General features: G+C 68.1%; 15 protein-coding genes. 8 read left to right on the forward strand and 7 right to left on the reverse strand.

The features are described from left to right. Positions 1 to 19 precede the first annotated feature (19 nt). Positions 20 to 3,022: an excinuclease ABC subunit UvrA gene (uvrA, locus tag ACWELJ_RS10955; RefSeq protein ID WP_452365991.1), complete on the forward strand. Its 3,003-nt coding sequence runs from the start codon at positions 20 to 22 to the stop codon at positions 3,020 to 3,022. A gap of 63 nt (positions 3,023 to 3,085) precedes the next feature. On the opposite strand, the gene ACWELJ_RS10960 is transcribed toward uvrA, so the two are convergent. From ACWELJ_RS10960 to ACWELJ_RS10975, 4 genes are all read right to left on the reverse strand, one after another. Next, positions 3,086 to 4,999, reverse strand: a complete 1,914-nt coding sequence (locus ACWELJ_RS10960) for an ATP-binding cassette domain-containing protein (RefSeq protein ID WP_452365992.1) — start codon at positions 4,997 to 4,999, stop codon at positions 3,086 to 3,088. Between the two features lie 36 nt (positions 5,000 to 5,035). Beyond that, on the reverse strand, positions 5,036 to 6,220 hold the full coding sequence (locus ACWELJ_RS10965) for a type III polyketide synthase (RefSeq protein WP_452365993.1): 1,185 nt from the start codon (positions 6,218 to 6,220) through the stop codon (positions 5,036 to 5,038). 82 nt (positions 6,221 to 6,302) lie between these two features. Continuing rightward, a complete protein-coding gene (locus tag ACWELJ_RS10970) occupies positions 6,303 to 7,694 on the reverse strand; it encodes a fatty acid desaturase (protein ID WP_379106974.1) in 1,392 nt (463 codons plus the stop codon). Between the two features lie 319 nt (positions 7,695 to 8,013). After that, a complete protein-coding gene (locus tag ACWELJ_RS10975; protein WP_452365994.1) occupies positions 8,014 to 8,844 on the reverse strand; it encodes an LppX_LprAFG lipoprotein in 831 nt (276 codons plus the stop codon). A gap of 403 nt (positions 8,845 to 9,247) precedes the next feature. Between ACWELJ_RS10975 and ACWELJ_RS10980 the strand changes: the two genes are divergently transcribed. Further along, entirely contained in the window at positions 9,248 to 10,084 is an 837-nt protein-coding gene (locus ACWELJ_RS10980) for a class I SAM-dependent methyltransferase (protein ID WP_452365995.1), read from the forward strand. 6 nt (positions 10,085 to 10,090) lie between these two features. Next, complete coding sequence (locus ACWELJ_RS10985; protein WP_452365996.1) at positions 10,091 to 10,705, forward strand: TetR/AcrR family transcriptional regulator; 615 nt, start codon at positions 10,091 to 10,093, stop codon at positions 10,703 to 10,705. Between the two features lie 78 nt (positions 10,706 to 10,783). On the opposite strand, the gene ACWELJ_RS10990 is transcribed toward ACWELJ_RS10985, so the two are convergent. Continuing rightward, complete coding sequence (locus tag ACWELJ_RS10990; protein ID WP_452365997.1) at positions 10,784 to 11,152, reverse strand: DUF1844 domain-containing protein; 369 nt, start codon at positions 11,150 to 11,152, stop codon at positions 10,784 to 10,786. 332 nt (positions 11,153 to 11,484) lie between these two features. Between ACWELJ_RS10990 and infC the strand changes: the two genes are divergently transcribed. From infC to ACWELJ_RS11010, 4 genes are all read left to right on the forward strand, one after another. Then, positions 11,485 to 12,183, forward strand: a complete 699-nt coding sequence (gene infC, locus ACWELJ_RS10995) for a translation initiation factor IF-3 (protein ID WP_357286021.1) — start codon at positions 11,485 to 11,487, stop codon at positions 12,181 to 12,183. A gap of 64 nt (positions 12,184 to 12,247) precedes the next feature. Then, positions 12,248 to 12,442 (forward strand): 50S ribosomal protein L35, encoded by a 195-nt coding sequence (gene rpmI, locus ACWELJ_RS11000; RefSeq protein ID WP_033090982.1) that lies wholly within the window; start codon positions 12,248 to 12,250, stop codon positions 12,440 to 12,442. A 70-nt stretch (positions 12,443 to 12,512) separates the two neighbouring features. Continuing rightward, positions 12,513 to 12,893, forward strand: coding sequence for a 50S ribosomal protein L20 (gene rplT / locus ACWELJ_RS11005; protein WP_040807291.1), 381 nt, complete (start codon positions 12,513 to 12,515; stop codon positions 12,891 to 12,893). A 116-nt stretch (positions 12,894 to 13,009) separates the two neighbouring features. Continuing rightward, positions 13,010 to 13,813, forward strand: coding sequence for a TrmH family RNA methyltransferase (locus ACWELJ_RS11010; RefSeq protein ID WP_452365998.1), 804 nt, complete (start codon positions 13,010 to 13,012; stop codon positions 13,811 to 13,813). 50 nt (positions 13,814 to 13,863) lie between these two features. On the opposite strand, the gene ACWELJ_RS11015 is transcribed toward ACWELJ_RS11010, so the two are convergent. After that, on the reverse strand, positions 13,864 to 14,436 hold the full coding sequence (locus ACWELJ_RS11015) for a TetR/AcrR family transcriptional regulator (RefSeq protein WP_452365999.1): 573 nt from the start codon (positions 14,434 to 14,436) through the stop codon (positions 13,864 to 13,866). Positions 14,437 to 14,540: 104 nt separating this feature from the next. Between ACWELJ_RS11015 and ACWELJ_RS11020 the strand changes: the two genes are divergently transcribed. Beyond that, complete coding sequence (locus tag ACWELJ_RS11020; RefSeq protein ID WP_452366000.1) at positions 14,541 to 15,992, forward strand: MFS transporter; 1,452 nt, start codon at positions 14,541 to 14,543, stop codon at positions 15,990 to 15,992. Here ACWELJ_RS11020 and lipB read toward each other — a convergent pair. Beyond that, the gene (lipB, locus tag ACWELJ_RS11025) at positions 15,970 to 16,641 is read right to left on the reverse strand and encodes a lipoyl(octanoyl) transferase LipB (RefSeq protein ID WP_452366001.1); all 672 of its coding nucleotides are present in this window, start codon (positions 16,639 to 16,641) and stop codon (positions 15,970 to 15,972) included. The two genes, ACWELJ_RS11020 and lipB, sit on opposite strands and share 23 nt — an antisense overlap. Positions 16,642 to 16,746 lie beyond the last annotated feature (105 nt).

Below are 16,746 nucleotides of genomic sequence, written 5' to 3' on the forward strand. Positions count from 1 at the left end.
ACGTTGGAAGGATGGCCAGGTGGCGGATCGCCTGACGGTGCGCGGAGCGCGGGAGCACAACCTCAAAGGGGTCGATCTCGACCTACCTCGCGACAGCCTCATCGTTTTCACTGGTCTGTCCGGGTCCGGAAAGTCCTCGCTGGCCTTCGACACCATCTTCGCCGAGGGACAGCGCCGCTACGTGGAGTCGCTGTCCGCGTACGCCCGGCAGTTCCTCGGTCAGATGGACAAGCCGGACGTGGACTTCATCGAGGGCCTGTCCCCGGCGGTGTCCATCGACCAGAAGTCGACCAACCGCAACCCGCGGTCCACGGTCGGCACCATCACCGAGGTCTACGACTATCTGCGTCTGCTGTTCGCACGCGCGGGCACCCCGCACTGCCCGGTCTGCGGTCACCTGATCGCCAAGCAGAGCCCGCAGCAGATCGTGGATCAGGTGCTGGCCATGCCGGAGGGCACCAAGTTCCAGGTGCTCGCGCCGGTGGTGCGCACCCGCAAGGGTGAGTTCGTGGACCTGTTCGAGTCGCTGAACTCGCAGGGCTATTCGCGGGTCCGGGTCGACGGCGTGGTGCATCCGCTGACCGATCCGCCCAAGCTGAAGAAGCAGGAGAAGCACGATGTCGAGGTGGTCGTGGACCGCCTCGCCGTGAAGCCGAGTTCCAAACAGCGCCTGACCGATTCGATCGAGACCGCGCTGCGGCTGGCCGACGGCATCGTGGTGCTGGACTTCGTGGACCGCGACGAGCACGCCCACGACCGGGAGCGGCGCTTCTCCGAGCGGCTGGCCTGCCCGAACGGGCACCCGCTCGATATCGAGGATCTGGAACCGCGGTCGTTCTCCTTCAACTCGCCCTACGGCGCCTGCCCGGATTGCACCGGTCTGGGCATCCGCAAGGAGGTCGACCCGGATCTCGTTGTGCCGGACCCGGATCTGAGCCTGGCCGAGGGCGCGATCGCGCCGTGGTCGCGCGGGCAGACCGCCGAGTATTTCACCCGTCTGCTGTCGGGTCTGGCCGAGGCCATCGGCTTCTCCATGGACACGCCGTGGAGTCAGCTGCCGCTCAAGGCCCGTAAGGCGGTGCTGGAGGGCAGCTCCGAGCAGGTGCACGTCTCCTACACCAACCGCTACGGCCGCAAGCGTTCGTATTACGCCGATTTCGAGGGTGTGATGCCGTTCCTGCAGCGGCGCATGGACGCCACCGAATCGGAGGCGATGAAGGAGCACTACGACGGCTACATGCGCGACATCCCGTGCCCGGTGTGCGCCGGCGCGCGCCTGCGGCCGGAGATCCTGGCGGTCACGCTGTCGGCGGGCGCCGAGCGCCGCTCCATCGCCGACATCTCGGATCTGTCGATCGGCGATGCCGCCACCTTCCTGAACTCGCTCACCCTCGACGACCGCCAAGCCGCGATCGCCGCGCAGGTGATCAAGGAGATCCAGGCGCGCCTGGGCTTCCTGCTCGATGTCGGCCTGCAGTACCTGACGCTCTCGCGCGCCGCCGCCACCCTCTCCGGCGGTGAGGCGCAGCGCATCCGGCTGGCCACCCAGATCGGTTCGGGCCTGGTGGGCGTGCTGTACGTGCTCGACGAGCCGTCCATCGGCCTGCATCAGCGCGACAATCGCCGCCTGATCGAAACCCTCACGCGCCTCAAGAGTCTCGGCAACACCCTGATCGTGGTCGAGCACGACGAGGACACCATCCACGCCTCGGACTGGGTGGTCGACATCGGCCCACTGGCCGGCGAGCACGGCGGTCAGGTGGTGTACTCGGGTCCGTACGAGGGCTTGTTGCGGGACAAGGATTCCCTCACCGGCGCATACCTTTCCGGCCGGGAGAGCATCGAGGTGCCGCTGGTGCGGCGGCCGATCGACAAGCGCAAGCAGCTCACCGTCGTCGGCGCGACCGAGCACAACCTCCAGAACATCGACGTGAACTTCCCGCTGGGTGTGCTCACCTCGATCACCGGCGTCTCCGGCTCGGGTAAGTCGACACTGGTCAACGACATTCTCGCGACCGTGCTGCAGAACAAGCTGAACGGCGCGCGGCAGGTGCCGGGCCGCCACACCCGGGTCAACGGCCTCGACCACCTGGACAAGCTGGTGCAGGTGGACCAGTCGCCGATCGGCCGCACCCCGCGCTCGAATCCGGCCACCTACACCGGTGTCTTCGACAAGATCCGCACCCTGTTCGCGGCCACCACCGAGGCCAAGGTGCGCGGCTATCAGCCGGGCCGATTCTCCTTCAATGTCAAGGGCGGCCGCTGCGAGGCGTGCTCGGGCGACGGCACCCTGAAGATCGAGATGAACTTCCTGCCGGACGTGTACGTTCCGTGCGAGGTCTGCCACGGCGCGCGGTACAACCGCGAAACCCTGGAAGTCCACTACAAGGGCAAGACCATCGCCGAGGTGCTGGACATGCCGATCGAGGAGGCCGCGGACTTCTTCGAACCGGTGACCTCCATCCACCGCTATCTCAAGACCCTGGTGGACGTCGGTCTCGGCTATGTCCGCCTGGGCCAGTCGGCCCCGACGCTGTCCGGTGGTGAGGCGCAGCGCGTGAAGCTGGCCGCCGAACTCCAGAAGCGCTCCACCGGCCGCACCATCTACATCCTCGACGAACCCACCACGGGCCTGCACTTCGAGGACATCCGCAAACTGCTGACCGTGATCAACGGCCTGGTCGACAAGGGCAACACGGTGATCGTCATCGAGCACAACCTCGATGTCATCAAGACCTCGGACTGGGTCATCGACATGGGACCCGAGGGTGGTTCGGGCGGCGGCACGGTCATCGCCCAGGGCACCCCGGAAGACGTTGCGGCCGTGGCGGACAGCTACACCGGCCAGTTCCTGAAGCATGTGCTCGCGGCCCAGCCGCCGGCGCTCGCCGAACCCAAGCCCGCGAAGAAGGCGGCGGCCAAGAAGGCTCCCGCGAAGAAGGCCGCCCCGAAGACCGAGGCCCAGGCCGCGGCCACCAAGAAGGCGGCGGCCGCCCGCCGCAAGGCCGCCGCGTTGCGCTGACGCCCACCGCCCGGAACGACGAAGCCCCGCACCGGATTCGGTGCGGGGCTTCGTCGTTCGGTCCTATTCGGCGGCGACCGGCGCGCTGAGCTCCTTGACCTCGGCGATGCGGCCGAAGTCGAGTTTGATGAGCTGGTCGGCGCAGTCGAAGTACCGGTCGTCGTGGGTGATGACGATGACGGTCTTGCCGCGGTTCTTCAGCGAGACCAGGATCTCGCGGTAGAACACGTCACGGAACTTCGGCTCCTGATCGGCGGCCCACTCGTCGAACAGGTAGATCGGGCGGTCCTCGAGCAGCGCGGTCAGCAATGCCAGCCGCTTGCGTTGCCCCTGGGACAGCGCGATCGTGGACAGCCGGCCGTTCTCCACGGTGACCTTGTGGTCGATCTGCAGTTCCTTCAAGTACTTCCGGACCTCGTCGTCCACGCCTTCGCCGAAGCCGAGGTAATCCTCGAACAGATGGAAGTCGGTGAAGACGGCCGAGCTGTTCTGCCGGAACCACTCGATGTTCTCGTGATCGACGGCCTCGCCGTTGAGCGACAGGTGGCCGTGCTGCGGGACGTAGAGGCCCGTGATCAGTTTGGCCAGGGTGGATTTGCCACTGCCGTTGCCGCCCACGATGAAGCTGATCTGGCCGGGTTCGAAGGTCAGGTCCAGCGGTCCCAGATGGAAGCCGGAGCCGTCGGCCTGCGGCGGGCCCAGCGGGCCGCCCATCGGCACGGGCCGTTCGCGTCCGCCGTGGCCGACGAACCTGTGCCCGTTGACATCCGGCCGGTCGACGCCCTGCGAGCCGTGGCCCGGTGGCGGGCCGGCGGGGCGTCCGCCCGGATGCGGTCCGGGCCGTCCGCCCACGGGTGCTCCCGGCGCTCCCGGCCGTCCACCGCCATCACCGGGATGCGGTCGCGCACCGCCGCCGGGATGGGGTCCGCTGCCGGGCGGCGGCGGGAACGCGGGCGGGGCCTCGGTCAGATAGTTGTAGCTGACGTCATTGAGCTCCAGCCGCGCCGACGTGACCGCCGGTCGGTCGGTGTAGGGCAGTGTCGACTCGTCGTGCGCGGTCTGGATGGACAGGTTGAGCGACCGGATCTTGGCCAGCGCCACATCGCCGCGCAGCAGGTCCGGGATGCGGTGCATGAAGTTCTGCATCGGCATCGCCAGGAACGTGGTGACCAGCACGTAGCCGACCATCACGTTCTGCGGCAGGTCCAGCGCCCGCGCCAGCCCGAACAGGATCAGCGCCATGGTGGCCAGCTGCAGCAGCTGCCCGAACCCTTGGGCCACGGTGAATTTCGACCCGGCGTCGATGTTCTGCGCCCGCAGCGTCTCCGCGGAGCCGAGCAGGTGCTTGTCCATGAAGTCGCGCCGCCGGCCGCGGTGCAGCTTGAGCTCCTTGATGCCCAGCGATACCGCCTGGAAGGAGCGCAGCAGCCCGTCCTCGTTCTCGCGCGCCGACTGGTACAGCGCCCGCACCCGCTTGAGAACCAGTTCCACACAGGCGATTCCGAGCAGCGTGCCCGCCACCGTGGTGGCGAAGATCGGCCCGGACACGACCGCGAGGAACACGAAGCAGCCCACGATGGTGGCCAGGTCGATGCAGATGCTCGGAATGGCCGTCACCGCCTGCGACAGCGCCCGCACGTCCTCGGTGAGGGTAGCGATCAGCCGGTGCTGGCCCAGCCGTTCCAGGTGTTCCAGCGGCGCGGACACGATGCGCGAGCTCAGGTCCGCGCGCAGCCGGTAGATGGCGTCCTGCGCCAGCCGGATCAGCAGCACCTGCGAGATCACGCCGCTGATCAGGATGACCAGGGCGGTCGCGATGAAGGCCTGGACGGTGACGCCCGGGTGCGGTTCCGGTGACACCACTCCCCGAATCAATGTCACCAGGTAGGTATTGGCCGCACCGCAGACGAGACCGGAGGCGATGACGCCGGCGATCCGCATCCACGAGATGGAGATGAGGAATCTGATGAGTTGCATGACTGCTGGGCTCTCTGGACGACTGGGTCGGGCTGGTCAGGAACGGATGACGTCGAACACGACGCCCTCGAGGGTGACGCCGGGCGCGAAGGAGAACGCCACGCCCGTCGAGATCGGCGCGGTCGTGGACTGCGCGACCATCTGCTCGAGGACGAAGATCAGCGAGACGCTGAGCATGTTGCCGTATTCGGCGAGGACGTCCCAGCTGGTGGCGGCCTGTTCGGAGCCGAGGCCGAGCGAACGCACCGACTCCTCGATGATCTTGGGGCCGCCCGGGTGGATCGCCCATAGATCGATGTCGGCCTTGCTGAGGCCCTGGCGCGCGAGCACCTCGGTCACCACCGGGTCCACGCCGCGCAGGATGTACTGCGGCAGGTTCTCCGACAGCTCGCAGGTGATGCCGTTGTCGTTGACGCCCAGCACGATTCCGTCCTCGGCGTCGTCGAACAGGTAGCTGAAGCTGTCGCGGATGACGATGGACCCGGCCGGGAGCTGCTGGTGCGCCTGCCGGGCGCCGATGACCACCGCGCCGCAGCCGTCGCCGAAGAGGCTGTGGATGATGACGTCGTTGACATTGTCGTCGAACACGGCGTTGACCGAGCTCAGCTCGATGCAGATGACCAGCGCCTTCTTGTCCGGGTGCGCCCGCACGTAATCCGTCGCGGCGCGCACGGAGTTCATGGCCGCGGCGCAGCCCATGAAATTCACGATGACCCGGTTGACGGTGGGGGACAGGCCCAGCTGCTTGACCACGGCCACGTCCACGCCGGGCGCGATGAACCCGGTGCTGGTGGCGAAGACCAGCATGCCGATCTCGGCGGCCGGGTCCTCGAGGTGGGCCACGGCGCGGCCGGCCACGTCCACGGCCAGCGGCACCGCGTGGTCGTAGAAGGTGTTCATGCGGTCGCGGATGGTGCCCGATTCCCGGCTGTAGGACAGGAATTCGGGGTCGATCGGGTTCACCGCGAGGTGGCGGGTGGTGACCCGGGTCTTCTGGTAGATCCGCGGGATCCGGGCCTGCTGGGCCGGGTCGGTGAACAGTCCGGCGACCTGGGCGGCGGCGTCGGCCTGCGCGAAGATCTGCGCGGGCGCGCCGGTGGCGATGGACTCGATCACGCCGACGGTGGTCGGCGGGGCCGGCGGCAGCGGGGTGGGCGCGAAGTCGTAGCCGGGTTCGCCTCCCGCGAACCGGGCGGCTCCTTCGTCGATGGTGATGGACACGAATGACTCCCCTCGTATTCTTTGGTGGAACCCGCGGTGCGGCCGGCGCATGTTCCGGCGCGCCGCGGTGGTCGGAATCGGTTCAGACCGTGCCGATTCCGGTGAAGCCCTGCGCGGTGTAGACGACACAGGTCTTCAGGGCGAGCGGTGAGAAGTGCTCCTTGACGAACCCCCACTTGCGCTCCACCGCGTCGTCGGACGGCGCGAGGATGTAGGTGCGGATCTGCTTGGGGAAGCGGTCGGTGAAGAAGCTCTTGGCGGGCAGCCATTCCACACCGAACTTCGCCGACTCCTCGCGCAGCACGTCCTCGGTGGCGATATTGGCGAAACCGCTGCGCTGGTAGGGCAGGACGTGATGGACGCGGTGCGAGCTGAGGCCCGCGGACAGGAAGCAGTCCAGGTAGCGGTTGCCGACCACCTTCAGGTCGTAGGCCTGCTCGATCTGGTCGACGCCCCAGTCCTCGCTGTTGTGCTCGAGCTCCTCGGTCTCGACCTCGAAGTCGTGGCTGGCCACCACCAGGAAGGTGGAGACCCACAGGGTGATCACGAATTGCAGGGCCCAGGCCCAGAAGTCGCCCATCACGGTGAAGGCGATGAGCTCGCCCAGCAGCAGGAACCGCGCGCCGAAGGATCCGATGAAGTGCGGCAACGCCCCGCCCCAGGTGCCGTACATGTCCTTGATGCCCACCTTGCGGGTGAGCCGGCAGACATCGAGCAGGCGGAAGGTCATACCGGTGACGGTGTGGCCGAACTTGTGCAGGGTGTGGATCGGCACCCGGTACAGGCGCGGGATCCGCATCATCATGGTGAAGACGTTCTTCTTGATGTCGACTTCACTCTGGGTGTGCGGGTGGTGCAGCAGGGCGTGGCCGTCCGCGGTCACGAAAGCCAGTGCGACGTAATTGAAGTCGAAGGCGTTCGTGTAGATCTTGTTCATGCCCTTCTGGGCGCGGTGGATGGCGTAGTGCCCGAATCCGGCCAGCGAGCTGCGCAGCAGCACCATGGCGATCACGAAGACCGGCAACGGCATCCAGGACCGCTCGAACAACCGCAGGCCCTGCACCGCGAAGTACGCCACCGCGAGAATGGCGACCACGATATTGAAATAGGTGTCCATGCGCCGGATCCGGGCGGCCAGCTCGGGTTCCTTGAGCCGCGCCTTCACCTTGTGCAGCAGGTCGTCCTTGTTGTCGAAGCTGAACTTCGGGGTATCGCGCCAGCTGTCGAAACCCTCGTTGAACAGGAACGCGGGCGCGTTGGCCTTGGGGTGGATGTCCTCGGGCAGGGCGTCGCGGTCGAGCGCGTACTTCTTCAGAATCTTGCCGATGGCTTCCGGATTCTTGTGGTACGAACCGACAATCGAGGTGATGTCGCGGTTCTTGGTGCGGCCGATGAAGAACTCGCCGCCCGGATGCTTGGAAATCCAGTCGGAGAGGTCGTAGGCTTTCCCGTCGTAGACCCAGACGTTGGAAATCGGCGGCGGGCCGTCGAGCGGGGGCCGGCGGAATTCATCTGCTGGCGCCTGCCGTTCGATCGTCGCCTCGGCCTCGGGCCGTTCGATCGTCATAGCTTTCCTCCACACGCACACACCGCGTTCGAACTTACGAATGGAATCGTCGGCGTTGCGGCTTGCAATTCACTGAACAATCTCTTAAGTGGGCTTTTGTTAACAGTTGCCGGAAAATTGTGTCCGGAAAACGCGGAAGCCGGCCGGGGCAGGCGGGCGACAGTCGTTGCCGCCGTAGCTCGTTCCCCGAACCGGCTCCCAACTCACAGGACAGACGGGCGCGTGTCTATCCGCCGGGCTTGGTGACGTGCACCGGCTTCGCCCAGTCGGACAGGGTCACGGTGACCGTGCCCGCGTCCTTGGTCACGATGGCGCGCACCAGGTTCGGGCCGGTGCCCGGCGAGGCGGCGTTCGAGGGCAGGGTGGTGCCCGTACCGCTCGGCGGCGCGACGTCCTTGATGTACAGGGTGATCGGGAACTCGCCGCCGTCCTTGCCGATCTGCGGGACGACCGGGTCCATGACGTCGGCGGAGATGGTGCCGCTGACCTTCACGGTGTCGACGCCGTCGATCTTCTCGCGGCCCTCGGCCTTGGCGTTCTTCACCTGCGAGATGGCGTAGGCCAGACCCTTGTCCTTGTCGAGCAGGACGCCCGGGTCGTAGATCTTCTCGGCCGGGCCGACGGGAGCGTACTTGGAGCCGTCGCCGGTGTAGAGGGTCTTGTCGACGACCATGAACTTGGTCTTGGTGAAGTCGGCGCCCTCCTTGACCTTCACCTCGGCGTCACCGATGGCCTGGCCCTGGCCCTGCGGCTGGTTGGTGACGTCGGCCTTGATGCTCTTGACCGACAGCGTGGGCAGGTTCTGCACATCCAGCACCACGTGCACCGACTGCAGGGTCTGGGTGGTCTTGGCCGATTCGGCGACGATCTGCGCGCCGTCGGGCAGCTGCGACGGCGGGGCCGCCTGCGAGGTGGTGGCCTTGCTGTCCGAGCTGCTGGACGAGGTGCAGCCGGCCACCAGCGCGGCGGTCGCGGCCGCGGCGATCATGATCGGGAGCACGCCGCGCCGAATCCGGCTGCCGGACGTGCGGTTCCCTTGGGATATCAGGTCATTCATGTACAACCCCCGAAGTCCATTCGATCTCGTAGTGAGGGCAGCCTTGCCGCTGCCCGTCGTAGTATGCAGGACGTCGCCCGCGCTCGCGCCGATCGGTGCGATACTCCGGCATCCAACCAGCACCCGCTCGATGTCGCCACGCTGTTTCGATCATCCAGCCGCGCAGGCGATCAGCCCGCAACCAGCTATGTCGCATGTCCGGCCGAGCGTTAACAATCCGGCGGAGATCGCGGCAAGCCCGAGCGTCCGATTCCGTGGGTGCCCTTCCGTCGCTGGCTGTTTGCCGAATGGGCGCTGAATATTCGGCGGAAATCGTTACCCGGGGCGGGTATTGACACGTTCCGCCGGCCGCGCGCAATATGAACGAGCGTTCATGAACACACGTTCATAATAGGAGTCGAGCATGACCGAGATCGTGAATACCGCCCAGTCCGAAGCCTGGAACGGCTACGAAGGCGAACACTGGGCCGGCCACTACGACCGCTACGACGCCGTCAACCACGGCTTCGACGAACCCCTGCTGACCGCCGCCCGCATCGCCGACGGCCACCGTGTCCTCGATATCGGCTGCGGTAACGGCCAATTGACCCGCGCCGCCGCCCGCCGCGCCGGCACCGGCTCCGCGACCGGCATCGACCTCTCCGGCCCGATGCTCGCCCGCGCCCGCGAACGGGCCGCCGCCGAAGCCGTCCGCAATGTCGGCTTCGAACAGGGCGACGCCCAGATCCATCCCTTCCCCGACGCCGCCTACGACGCCGCGCTGAGCCGCTTCGGCATCATGTTCTTCACCGATCCCGTGGCGGCCTTCGCCAATATCGCGCGCGCCCTGCGCCCCGGGGGCCGGCTGGCCTTCGCCGCCATGACCCCGCTCGCGGGCACCGACCTGGGCGCCGTATTCGGCGCCGCCGCGGCCCATCTCGGCGATTTCGCGGTCGGCCCCGCCGAGGGGCCATGCTCCGAGCCCGGCCGCATCCGGGACCTGTTGTCCGCCGCCGGTTTCCGCGAGATCGGCGTCGAATACCGCGAGGCCGAGGGGATCTGGGGCGCCGACATCGCCGACGCCACCGACTTCATCATGGGCTGGGGCCCGGTCCGCTACCACCGCTCCCTGGCCGGGTTCGCCACCGACGACCAAGTCCGCCAGGCGATCTCCGGGGCCCTGATTCCCTACGCCACCCCGGGCGGCATCGTGCTGCGCGGGTCGGCCTGGCTTGTCACGGCCGCGACCCCGCTACCGTAACCAGACATGTCCCCCCGCAAGGCCGCGGCGCTGCGCGCCACCGACGATGCCCGCACCCTCCGCGATCACCTCGTCGACACCGCGCAGCGCCTGCTCGCCGACGGCTCGGCCGCCACCCTCACCGTGCGCGCCATCGCGCGCGCGGCCGGGGTGGCCGACGGCGTCCTCTACAACCACTTCCCGGACAAGGACGCCCTGCTCGCCGCCGCGGTCCGCGCGCACGTCGACGCCGCGCACCGCGCCCTCGGCTCGCTGCCCGCCCCGGGGGAGGCGACCGTCGCGGAGAACCTCCGCATATATCTGAGTGCGGGCCTCGACCTGCACCGCGCGGTCCTGCCGGTCTTCGCGGGCCTGCTGTCCGCTCCGGCCGTACTCGATCGCTTCGCCGAACTGCCGAGCGATCAGCCCGACTGGCGGGTCCTGCTCGAGGACTATCTGGCCGGGGAGCGGCGACTGGGCCGCCTGGCCGCTGACGCCGACCCCGCCGCCGCGGCGTCCGTCCTGGTCGGCATCTGTCACGACCGGGTCCTCGATGCCGTGCTGCCCGGCATGTCACCGCCCGCGGTCGAGCCCGCGGCCGTCGTCGCCACCCTCCTCGAGGGCATCGGCCCGCGCGGGTAGAGCCCACACGCACGAAAAACGGCCCGCCCCGGACAATCTCGGGGCGGGCCGCTTCGGCAGATCGGTGGCGGACGACCGTCAGTACACCGGGCCGGTGTACTTCTCGCCCGGGCCCGCGCCCGGCGCGTCCGGGAACTCCGAGGATTCGCGGAACGCGCGCTGCAGCGACTGCAGGCCGTCGCGGATCGGACCGGCGTGCGGGCCGAGGTACTCGACCGACGCGGTGACCAGACCGGCGAGCGCGGTGATGACGCGACGTGCCTCGTCCAGGTCCAGGTGGGGGCTGGCGGCCGGATCGGGTTCGCCGAGGCCGAGCTTCTCGGCCGCGGAGCTCATCAGCATGACGGCGGCGCGGCTGATGACCTCGACCGCGGGGATCTCGGCCAGTTCGCGCACGACCTCGCCGTCGATGAGGGCGGAATCGTCGTCCAAGGTAGCCTCGCTCATGGTCTAGAGGATGCCATCGCGCGGGTCGGCGCTGGTCGCGGGGGCGGCCGATTCGGAGCTCACCGCTATGAGTGTTAGACTCTTCCGCGACGACCGCCCTGGACTGGTTCCTGTAACCGACTCGGGGCATCAAGTGGAGCCCGACTCCCACCGTCAACCAGCGCTGACAGCGCGAGGTTGAACGGTCCGGTCGCCCATCATTTGCGTGATGGGTTCTGCGCGTGGGTTTTTCCTGCGTGCGGTGCGATGCGAGCTGTTCGCGTCGCGGATCGGTCGACTCGGGCCCCGTGCCGGTGAAATACCGGAGCGGGGCTTTCGTGTTGAAATTGGGGTTGCAGTTATTGCTTGCGGTCGTTGACGAACCGCTTGACCTAGGAGGCCCCATCAGCACTGAGACCCGCATCAACGATCGCATCCGCGTTCCCGAGGTCCGACTCATCGGACCCGGCGGCGAGCAGGTTGGGATCGTGCGTGTTGAAGATGCACTACGCGTCGCTCAGGAAGCTGACCTCGACCTGGTCGAGGTCGCGCCCGATGCACGCCCGCCGGTGTGCAAGATCATGGACTACGGCAAGTTCAAGTACGAGACCGCGCAGAAGGCGCGTGAGTCCCGGAAGAACCAGGTCCAGACCGTGATCAAGGAGCAGAAGCTCCGCCCGAAGATCGATGACCACGACTACGCCACCAAGCGCGGCCACGTGATGCGCTTCCTGGAGGCCGGGTCGAAGGTCAAGGTCACCATCATGTTCCGTGGTCGCGAGCAGTCGCGCCCCGAACTCGGGTTCCGGCTCCTGCAGCGACTGGCCGCCGACGTCGCCGACCTCGGATTCGTCGAAACCTCGGCCAAGCAGGACGGCCGAAACATGACCATGGTCCTCGCGCCGCACAAGGGCGCGAAGACGCGGGTGAAGGCCCAGAACGACGCGAGCTCGACGCAGCAGCGCAGCAGTGCGCCCGCGCCGGCTCCCGCCGAGGCGGCCCCGGCCGAGACCGCAGCCCCGGCTGCCGAATCGGCCACCCCGCAGCAGTAATAACGAGAAGCTCCGGAGGCGTGTGGTACTCGCGCGCCTCCGGCACGACAGATATGAGGAATCCATGCCGAAGATGAAGAGCCACAGCGGCGCCTCGAAGCGATTCAAGGTGTCGGGCAGCGGCAAGCTGCTGCGTCAGCAGGCGAACCGTCGCCACCTGCTCGAGCACAAGCCGACCACCCGGACTCGTCGTCTGGACGGCGTGGAGGTCGTCGCGAAGGCCGACGTCGCTCGCGTCAAGAAGCTGCTCGCCAAGTAAATCCGGCTGAGCCGACCGACCAACCTCCGGGTGCGATCGCCGCACCCCCTATTCGATCAAGGACTGAAAAGTGGCACGCGTCAAAAGGGCCGTCAACGCTCAGAAGAAGCGCCGTTCCGTTCTCGAGGCCTCCAAGGGCTACCGCGGTCAGCGGTCGCGCCTGTACCGCAAGGCCAAGGAACAGCAGCTGCACTCGCTCACCTACGCCTACCGGGACCGCCGGGCGCGCAAGGGTGACTTCCGTCAGCTGTGGATCACTCGTATCAACGCCGCCGCGCGTCTGAACGACATGACCTACAACCGCTTCATGCAGGGCCTCAAGGCCGCCGGCATCGAGGTGGACCGCAAGATCCTGGCCGAGCTCGCCGTCTCCGACGCCGAGGCCTTCGCCCAGCTGGTCGCCGCCGCCAAGGCTGCCCTGCCGGCCGACGTCAACGCCCCGGCCGCCTGATTCGGTCCGCGTGACAAAGCAATAGCCGAAACGACCCGCGGACGCATGGTCCGCGGGTCGTTTCGTTTCTTTCGTTTCTTTCGTATCTCCGCGTATCTCCGAGGGGCAAGGTGGCCGTGAGCGCTGATTCCATCGACTGGCGTAACTCCCGGATCGTGTCGGCGGTGAAGCTGCACCGCAGTCCGGTCCGGCGCAAGACCGGCCTGTTCCTGGCCGAGGGCGCGAATTCGGTCGAGGCGGCGCTGGACACCGGCCGGGTCGAGGAGCTGTTCTTCTCGGAGAAGGCCGCCGAACGCGAGCACGCGCTGGTCGCCGGGGCCGCCGCCCAAGGGGTGCGGACCACGCTGGTCACCGACCGGGCCGCGGAGATGCTGGGGGAGACCGTGACTCCGCCGGGCCTGGTCGCGGTGTGCCGCCAGGTGGATGTGCCGCTGCGCGAGGTCCTCGACGCCGCCCCGCGCATGCTCGCCGTGCCCGTCGAGATCTCCGATCCGGGCAACGCGGGCACCCTCATCCGCGTGGCCGACGCCGTCGGCGCGGATGCTGTCGTGCTGGCCGGTGATTCGGTGGACCCGCACAATGGCAAATGCGTACGCGCCTGTGCCGGAAGCCTTTTCCACGTCCCCGTGGCTCGCTCCCGCGATATCGACGCCACCCTCGACGCGCTGGAGGCGGCGGGCATCGCGATCCTGGCCACCACCGCCAAGGGCGAGGTCGAGCTCGACGACGCCGACGAGATCCTGCGTGGCCCGGTCGCCTGGCTGTTCGGCAACGAGGCGCACGGCCTGGACAAGGCCATCGCCGCCCGCGCCACCCACCGGGTGCGGATTCCGATCCATGGCCGCGCGGAGAGCCTGAATCTGGCCGCGGCCGCGGCGATCTGCCTCTACTCGAGCTCGCGAGTCCAGCACGCGGGGTGAACCGGCCGCACCGGTACGCCTGACCGCCGCTCGTCACCGCCGCCGGTCGGTCAGATGCCGTCTTCGCTGAGGTTCTCGAGGATCTCGGTGGCCCACGGCGGCGCGTCGGCGCCGTCGCCGGTGACTCCCAGCGCGGTCAGGTCGATGAGCAGCATGCCGGTGCCGAAGAAGCGGCGGACTTCGTAGGTGGTCGCGCCGGTCAGCTCCTTGGTGAGGGTGTAGAGCTCACCGAAGTGCCGGCGGATGTTCGCGCCGATGGCCGGGTCGCCCGCCGCCGCGATGCCCTGCAGGAAGACGCGGGGTAGCTCGGCTTCGGTGAGGAAGTGCTGGCCGAAGTGGTCGCCGAGGGTGTCGAGCCGGTCCTTGGGGGAGGCGTCCGGCGCCGCCAGCGTGGCTCCGCCGCGGAAGATGTCCGCGATGCGCTCGCACACCTGGTCCAGCACGGCCAGGAAGAGCTGCTGTTTGGTGCCGAACAGCCGGATCACGTAGGGCTGCGAGACCCCGGCGCGGCGCGCGATGTCATCGGTTTTCGTTGCGGCGTAACCGGATTCGGCGAAGGCGGTGGTGGCTGCGGCGAGCACCTCCGCGCTGCGTTCGGTCGCCGTCATCCGGGTCCTGGTCATGGCTGTCGAGCCTCCTCGTCATCGGGAATCACCTGCGCTGTTGACATGTTATCAGCCGATGCATACTCTCTAGTTATCAGTCGATTACAACAAGGGAATTGGACATGACTGAGACACTCGAAACCTCCTCTCTCACCGGCAAGGTGGCCGAACAGGCCCGGCAGCGCCCGCTCGCCGCCGTCCTCGCCGCCGTGGGTATTCCGATGTTCATGGTCACGCTCGACAACCTGGTGGTGACCAACGCGCTGCCGGTGATCCGCACCGAACTGCACGCCTCGCTCTCGGACCTGCAGTGGTTCGTCAACGCCTACACGCTGGCCTTCGCCTCGCTGCTGCTCACCGCCTCGGCGCTGGGCGACCGGCTCGGCCGCCGCCGCGTCTTCCTGGGCGGCATCGCCCTGTTCACCCTCGGCTCGGCCGCGTGCGCGCTGGCCACCGAACCGTGGATGCTCATCGCCGCCCGCGCGGCCCAGGGCTTCGGCGGCGCGGCCGTCATGCCGCTGTCGCTGACCCTGCTGTCCGCAGCGGTGCCGGAGAAGATGCGCAGCGCCGCCATCGGCATCTGGGGCGGCATCTCCGGCCTGGGTATCGCGCTGGGCCCGGTGGTCGGCGGCGCGGTCGTCGACGGCCTGAACTGGCAGTGGATCTTCTGGCTGAACGTGCCGATCGGCCTGATCGCGGTGCCGCTGGCGGCCCGCGTGCTCGGCGAATCCTTCGGCGGCGCACGGCGATTGGACCTGCTCGGCCTGCTGCTGTCGGCGGGCGGGGTGCTCGCGGTGGTGTGGGGCGTCATCCACGGCGCCGACGACGGCTGGACCTCGGCCAAGGTGCTGACCGGGCTGATCGGCGGCGCGATCGCGCTCACGGCGTTCGTGCTCTGGGAGCACCGGACCGCTGATCCGATGCTGCCGCTGCGCCTGTTCCGCAAGCGCGGCTACGTCATCAACGTGGTGTCGTTCACCTTCTCGCTGGGCACCTTCGGCTCGATCTTCCTGCTGGCCCAGTACTTCCAGGTGGTGCAGGGGTATTCGCCGCTGGCCTCCGGGGTGCGGACGCTGCCGTGGACCATGGCCCCGATGGTGGTGGCCCCGCTGGCCGGACTCATCGTGGACCGGGTCGGCGCGCGGGTGCTGGTGTCGATCGGCCAGGCGCTGCTGTCGGTGGCGCTGCTGTGGATGGCTCTCACCACGAGCGTGGACGTGTCCTACAGCCACTTCGTGCTGCCGTTCGTGCTCGGCGGCGTGGGCATGGGCCTGACCTTCGCACCCACGGCCACCGTCGTCATGGCCGGTGCGTCACCGGCGGATCAGGGCATGGCCTCGGGCGCCAACAACACCATTCGCGAGGTCGGTGTGGCCATGGGTGTCGCGGTGCTGGCCTCGGTGTTCGCTTCGCACGGCTCGTATCTGAGCCCGGCGGACTACGTCGACGGCCTGATTCCGGCGGTGAAGGTCGGCTCGGTCATCGTGGCGCTGGGCGCGTTCGTGGCGCTGCTGCTGCCGGCGACCTCCACCCCGGTCCGGCGGGTTCCGGTCAGGGCAGGGGCGTCGGGGTAGGGCTCGCCTCGAAGGCCCCGGCGATGGTCGCGACAACGCGCTCCATCGTCGGGGCCTGCTCGCCGTCCAGTTCCCTTTCCACGGATGTCATGTCGACATCGGGCAGCCCGCACGCGACGGCCAGCTTCCACGGGGTCAGATCGCCGGTGACATTCAGGGCGAAGCCGTGGGTGGAGACATTGCGGCCCACGCGCATACCGATCGAGGTGATCTTGCGGCCGGTGTCGCGGGTCCAGACACCGGTGAGCAGTTCCGAGCCGGGCGGGGTGACCCGGCGCTCGGCCGGGATGCCGAGTTCGGCCAGGGCGGCGACGATGCGCTGTTCGACATCGCGGATCAGGTCCACGACGCCCTCGCCGGGCCGCAGCTTCACGATGAGATAGCCGACCAGCTGGCCGGGGGCGTGGTAGGTGAGCTGGCCGCCTCGGTTGGTGGTGAAGACCGGGATGTCGGTGTCGGGGGCGGGCAGGTGGGCCTCGGGGGTGCGGCGGCCGATGGTGAAGGTCTGTTCGTGGCTCAGCAGCCACAGCGTGTCGGGCCGTTCGTCGGCGACGCGCTCCTCCCACATCCGCTGCATGCGGTCCATCGCCGCCGCGTACTCGATGAGGCGGTCGGAGTCGTCGATCAAGGTCAGGGGCCGGGACTTCACGAGTCCATTGGTACCACCGGTGTGGTCACCACCACGCCGAAGGGTGGGCCCGAGCTGGGAAAATCCAGGTGAGGTGGGCTGATTACAAGGTTTACGATGCGACCA

The organism is Nocardia sp. NPDC004582 (assembly GCF_053602115.1).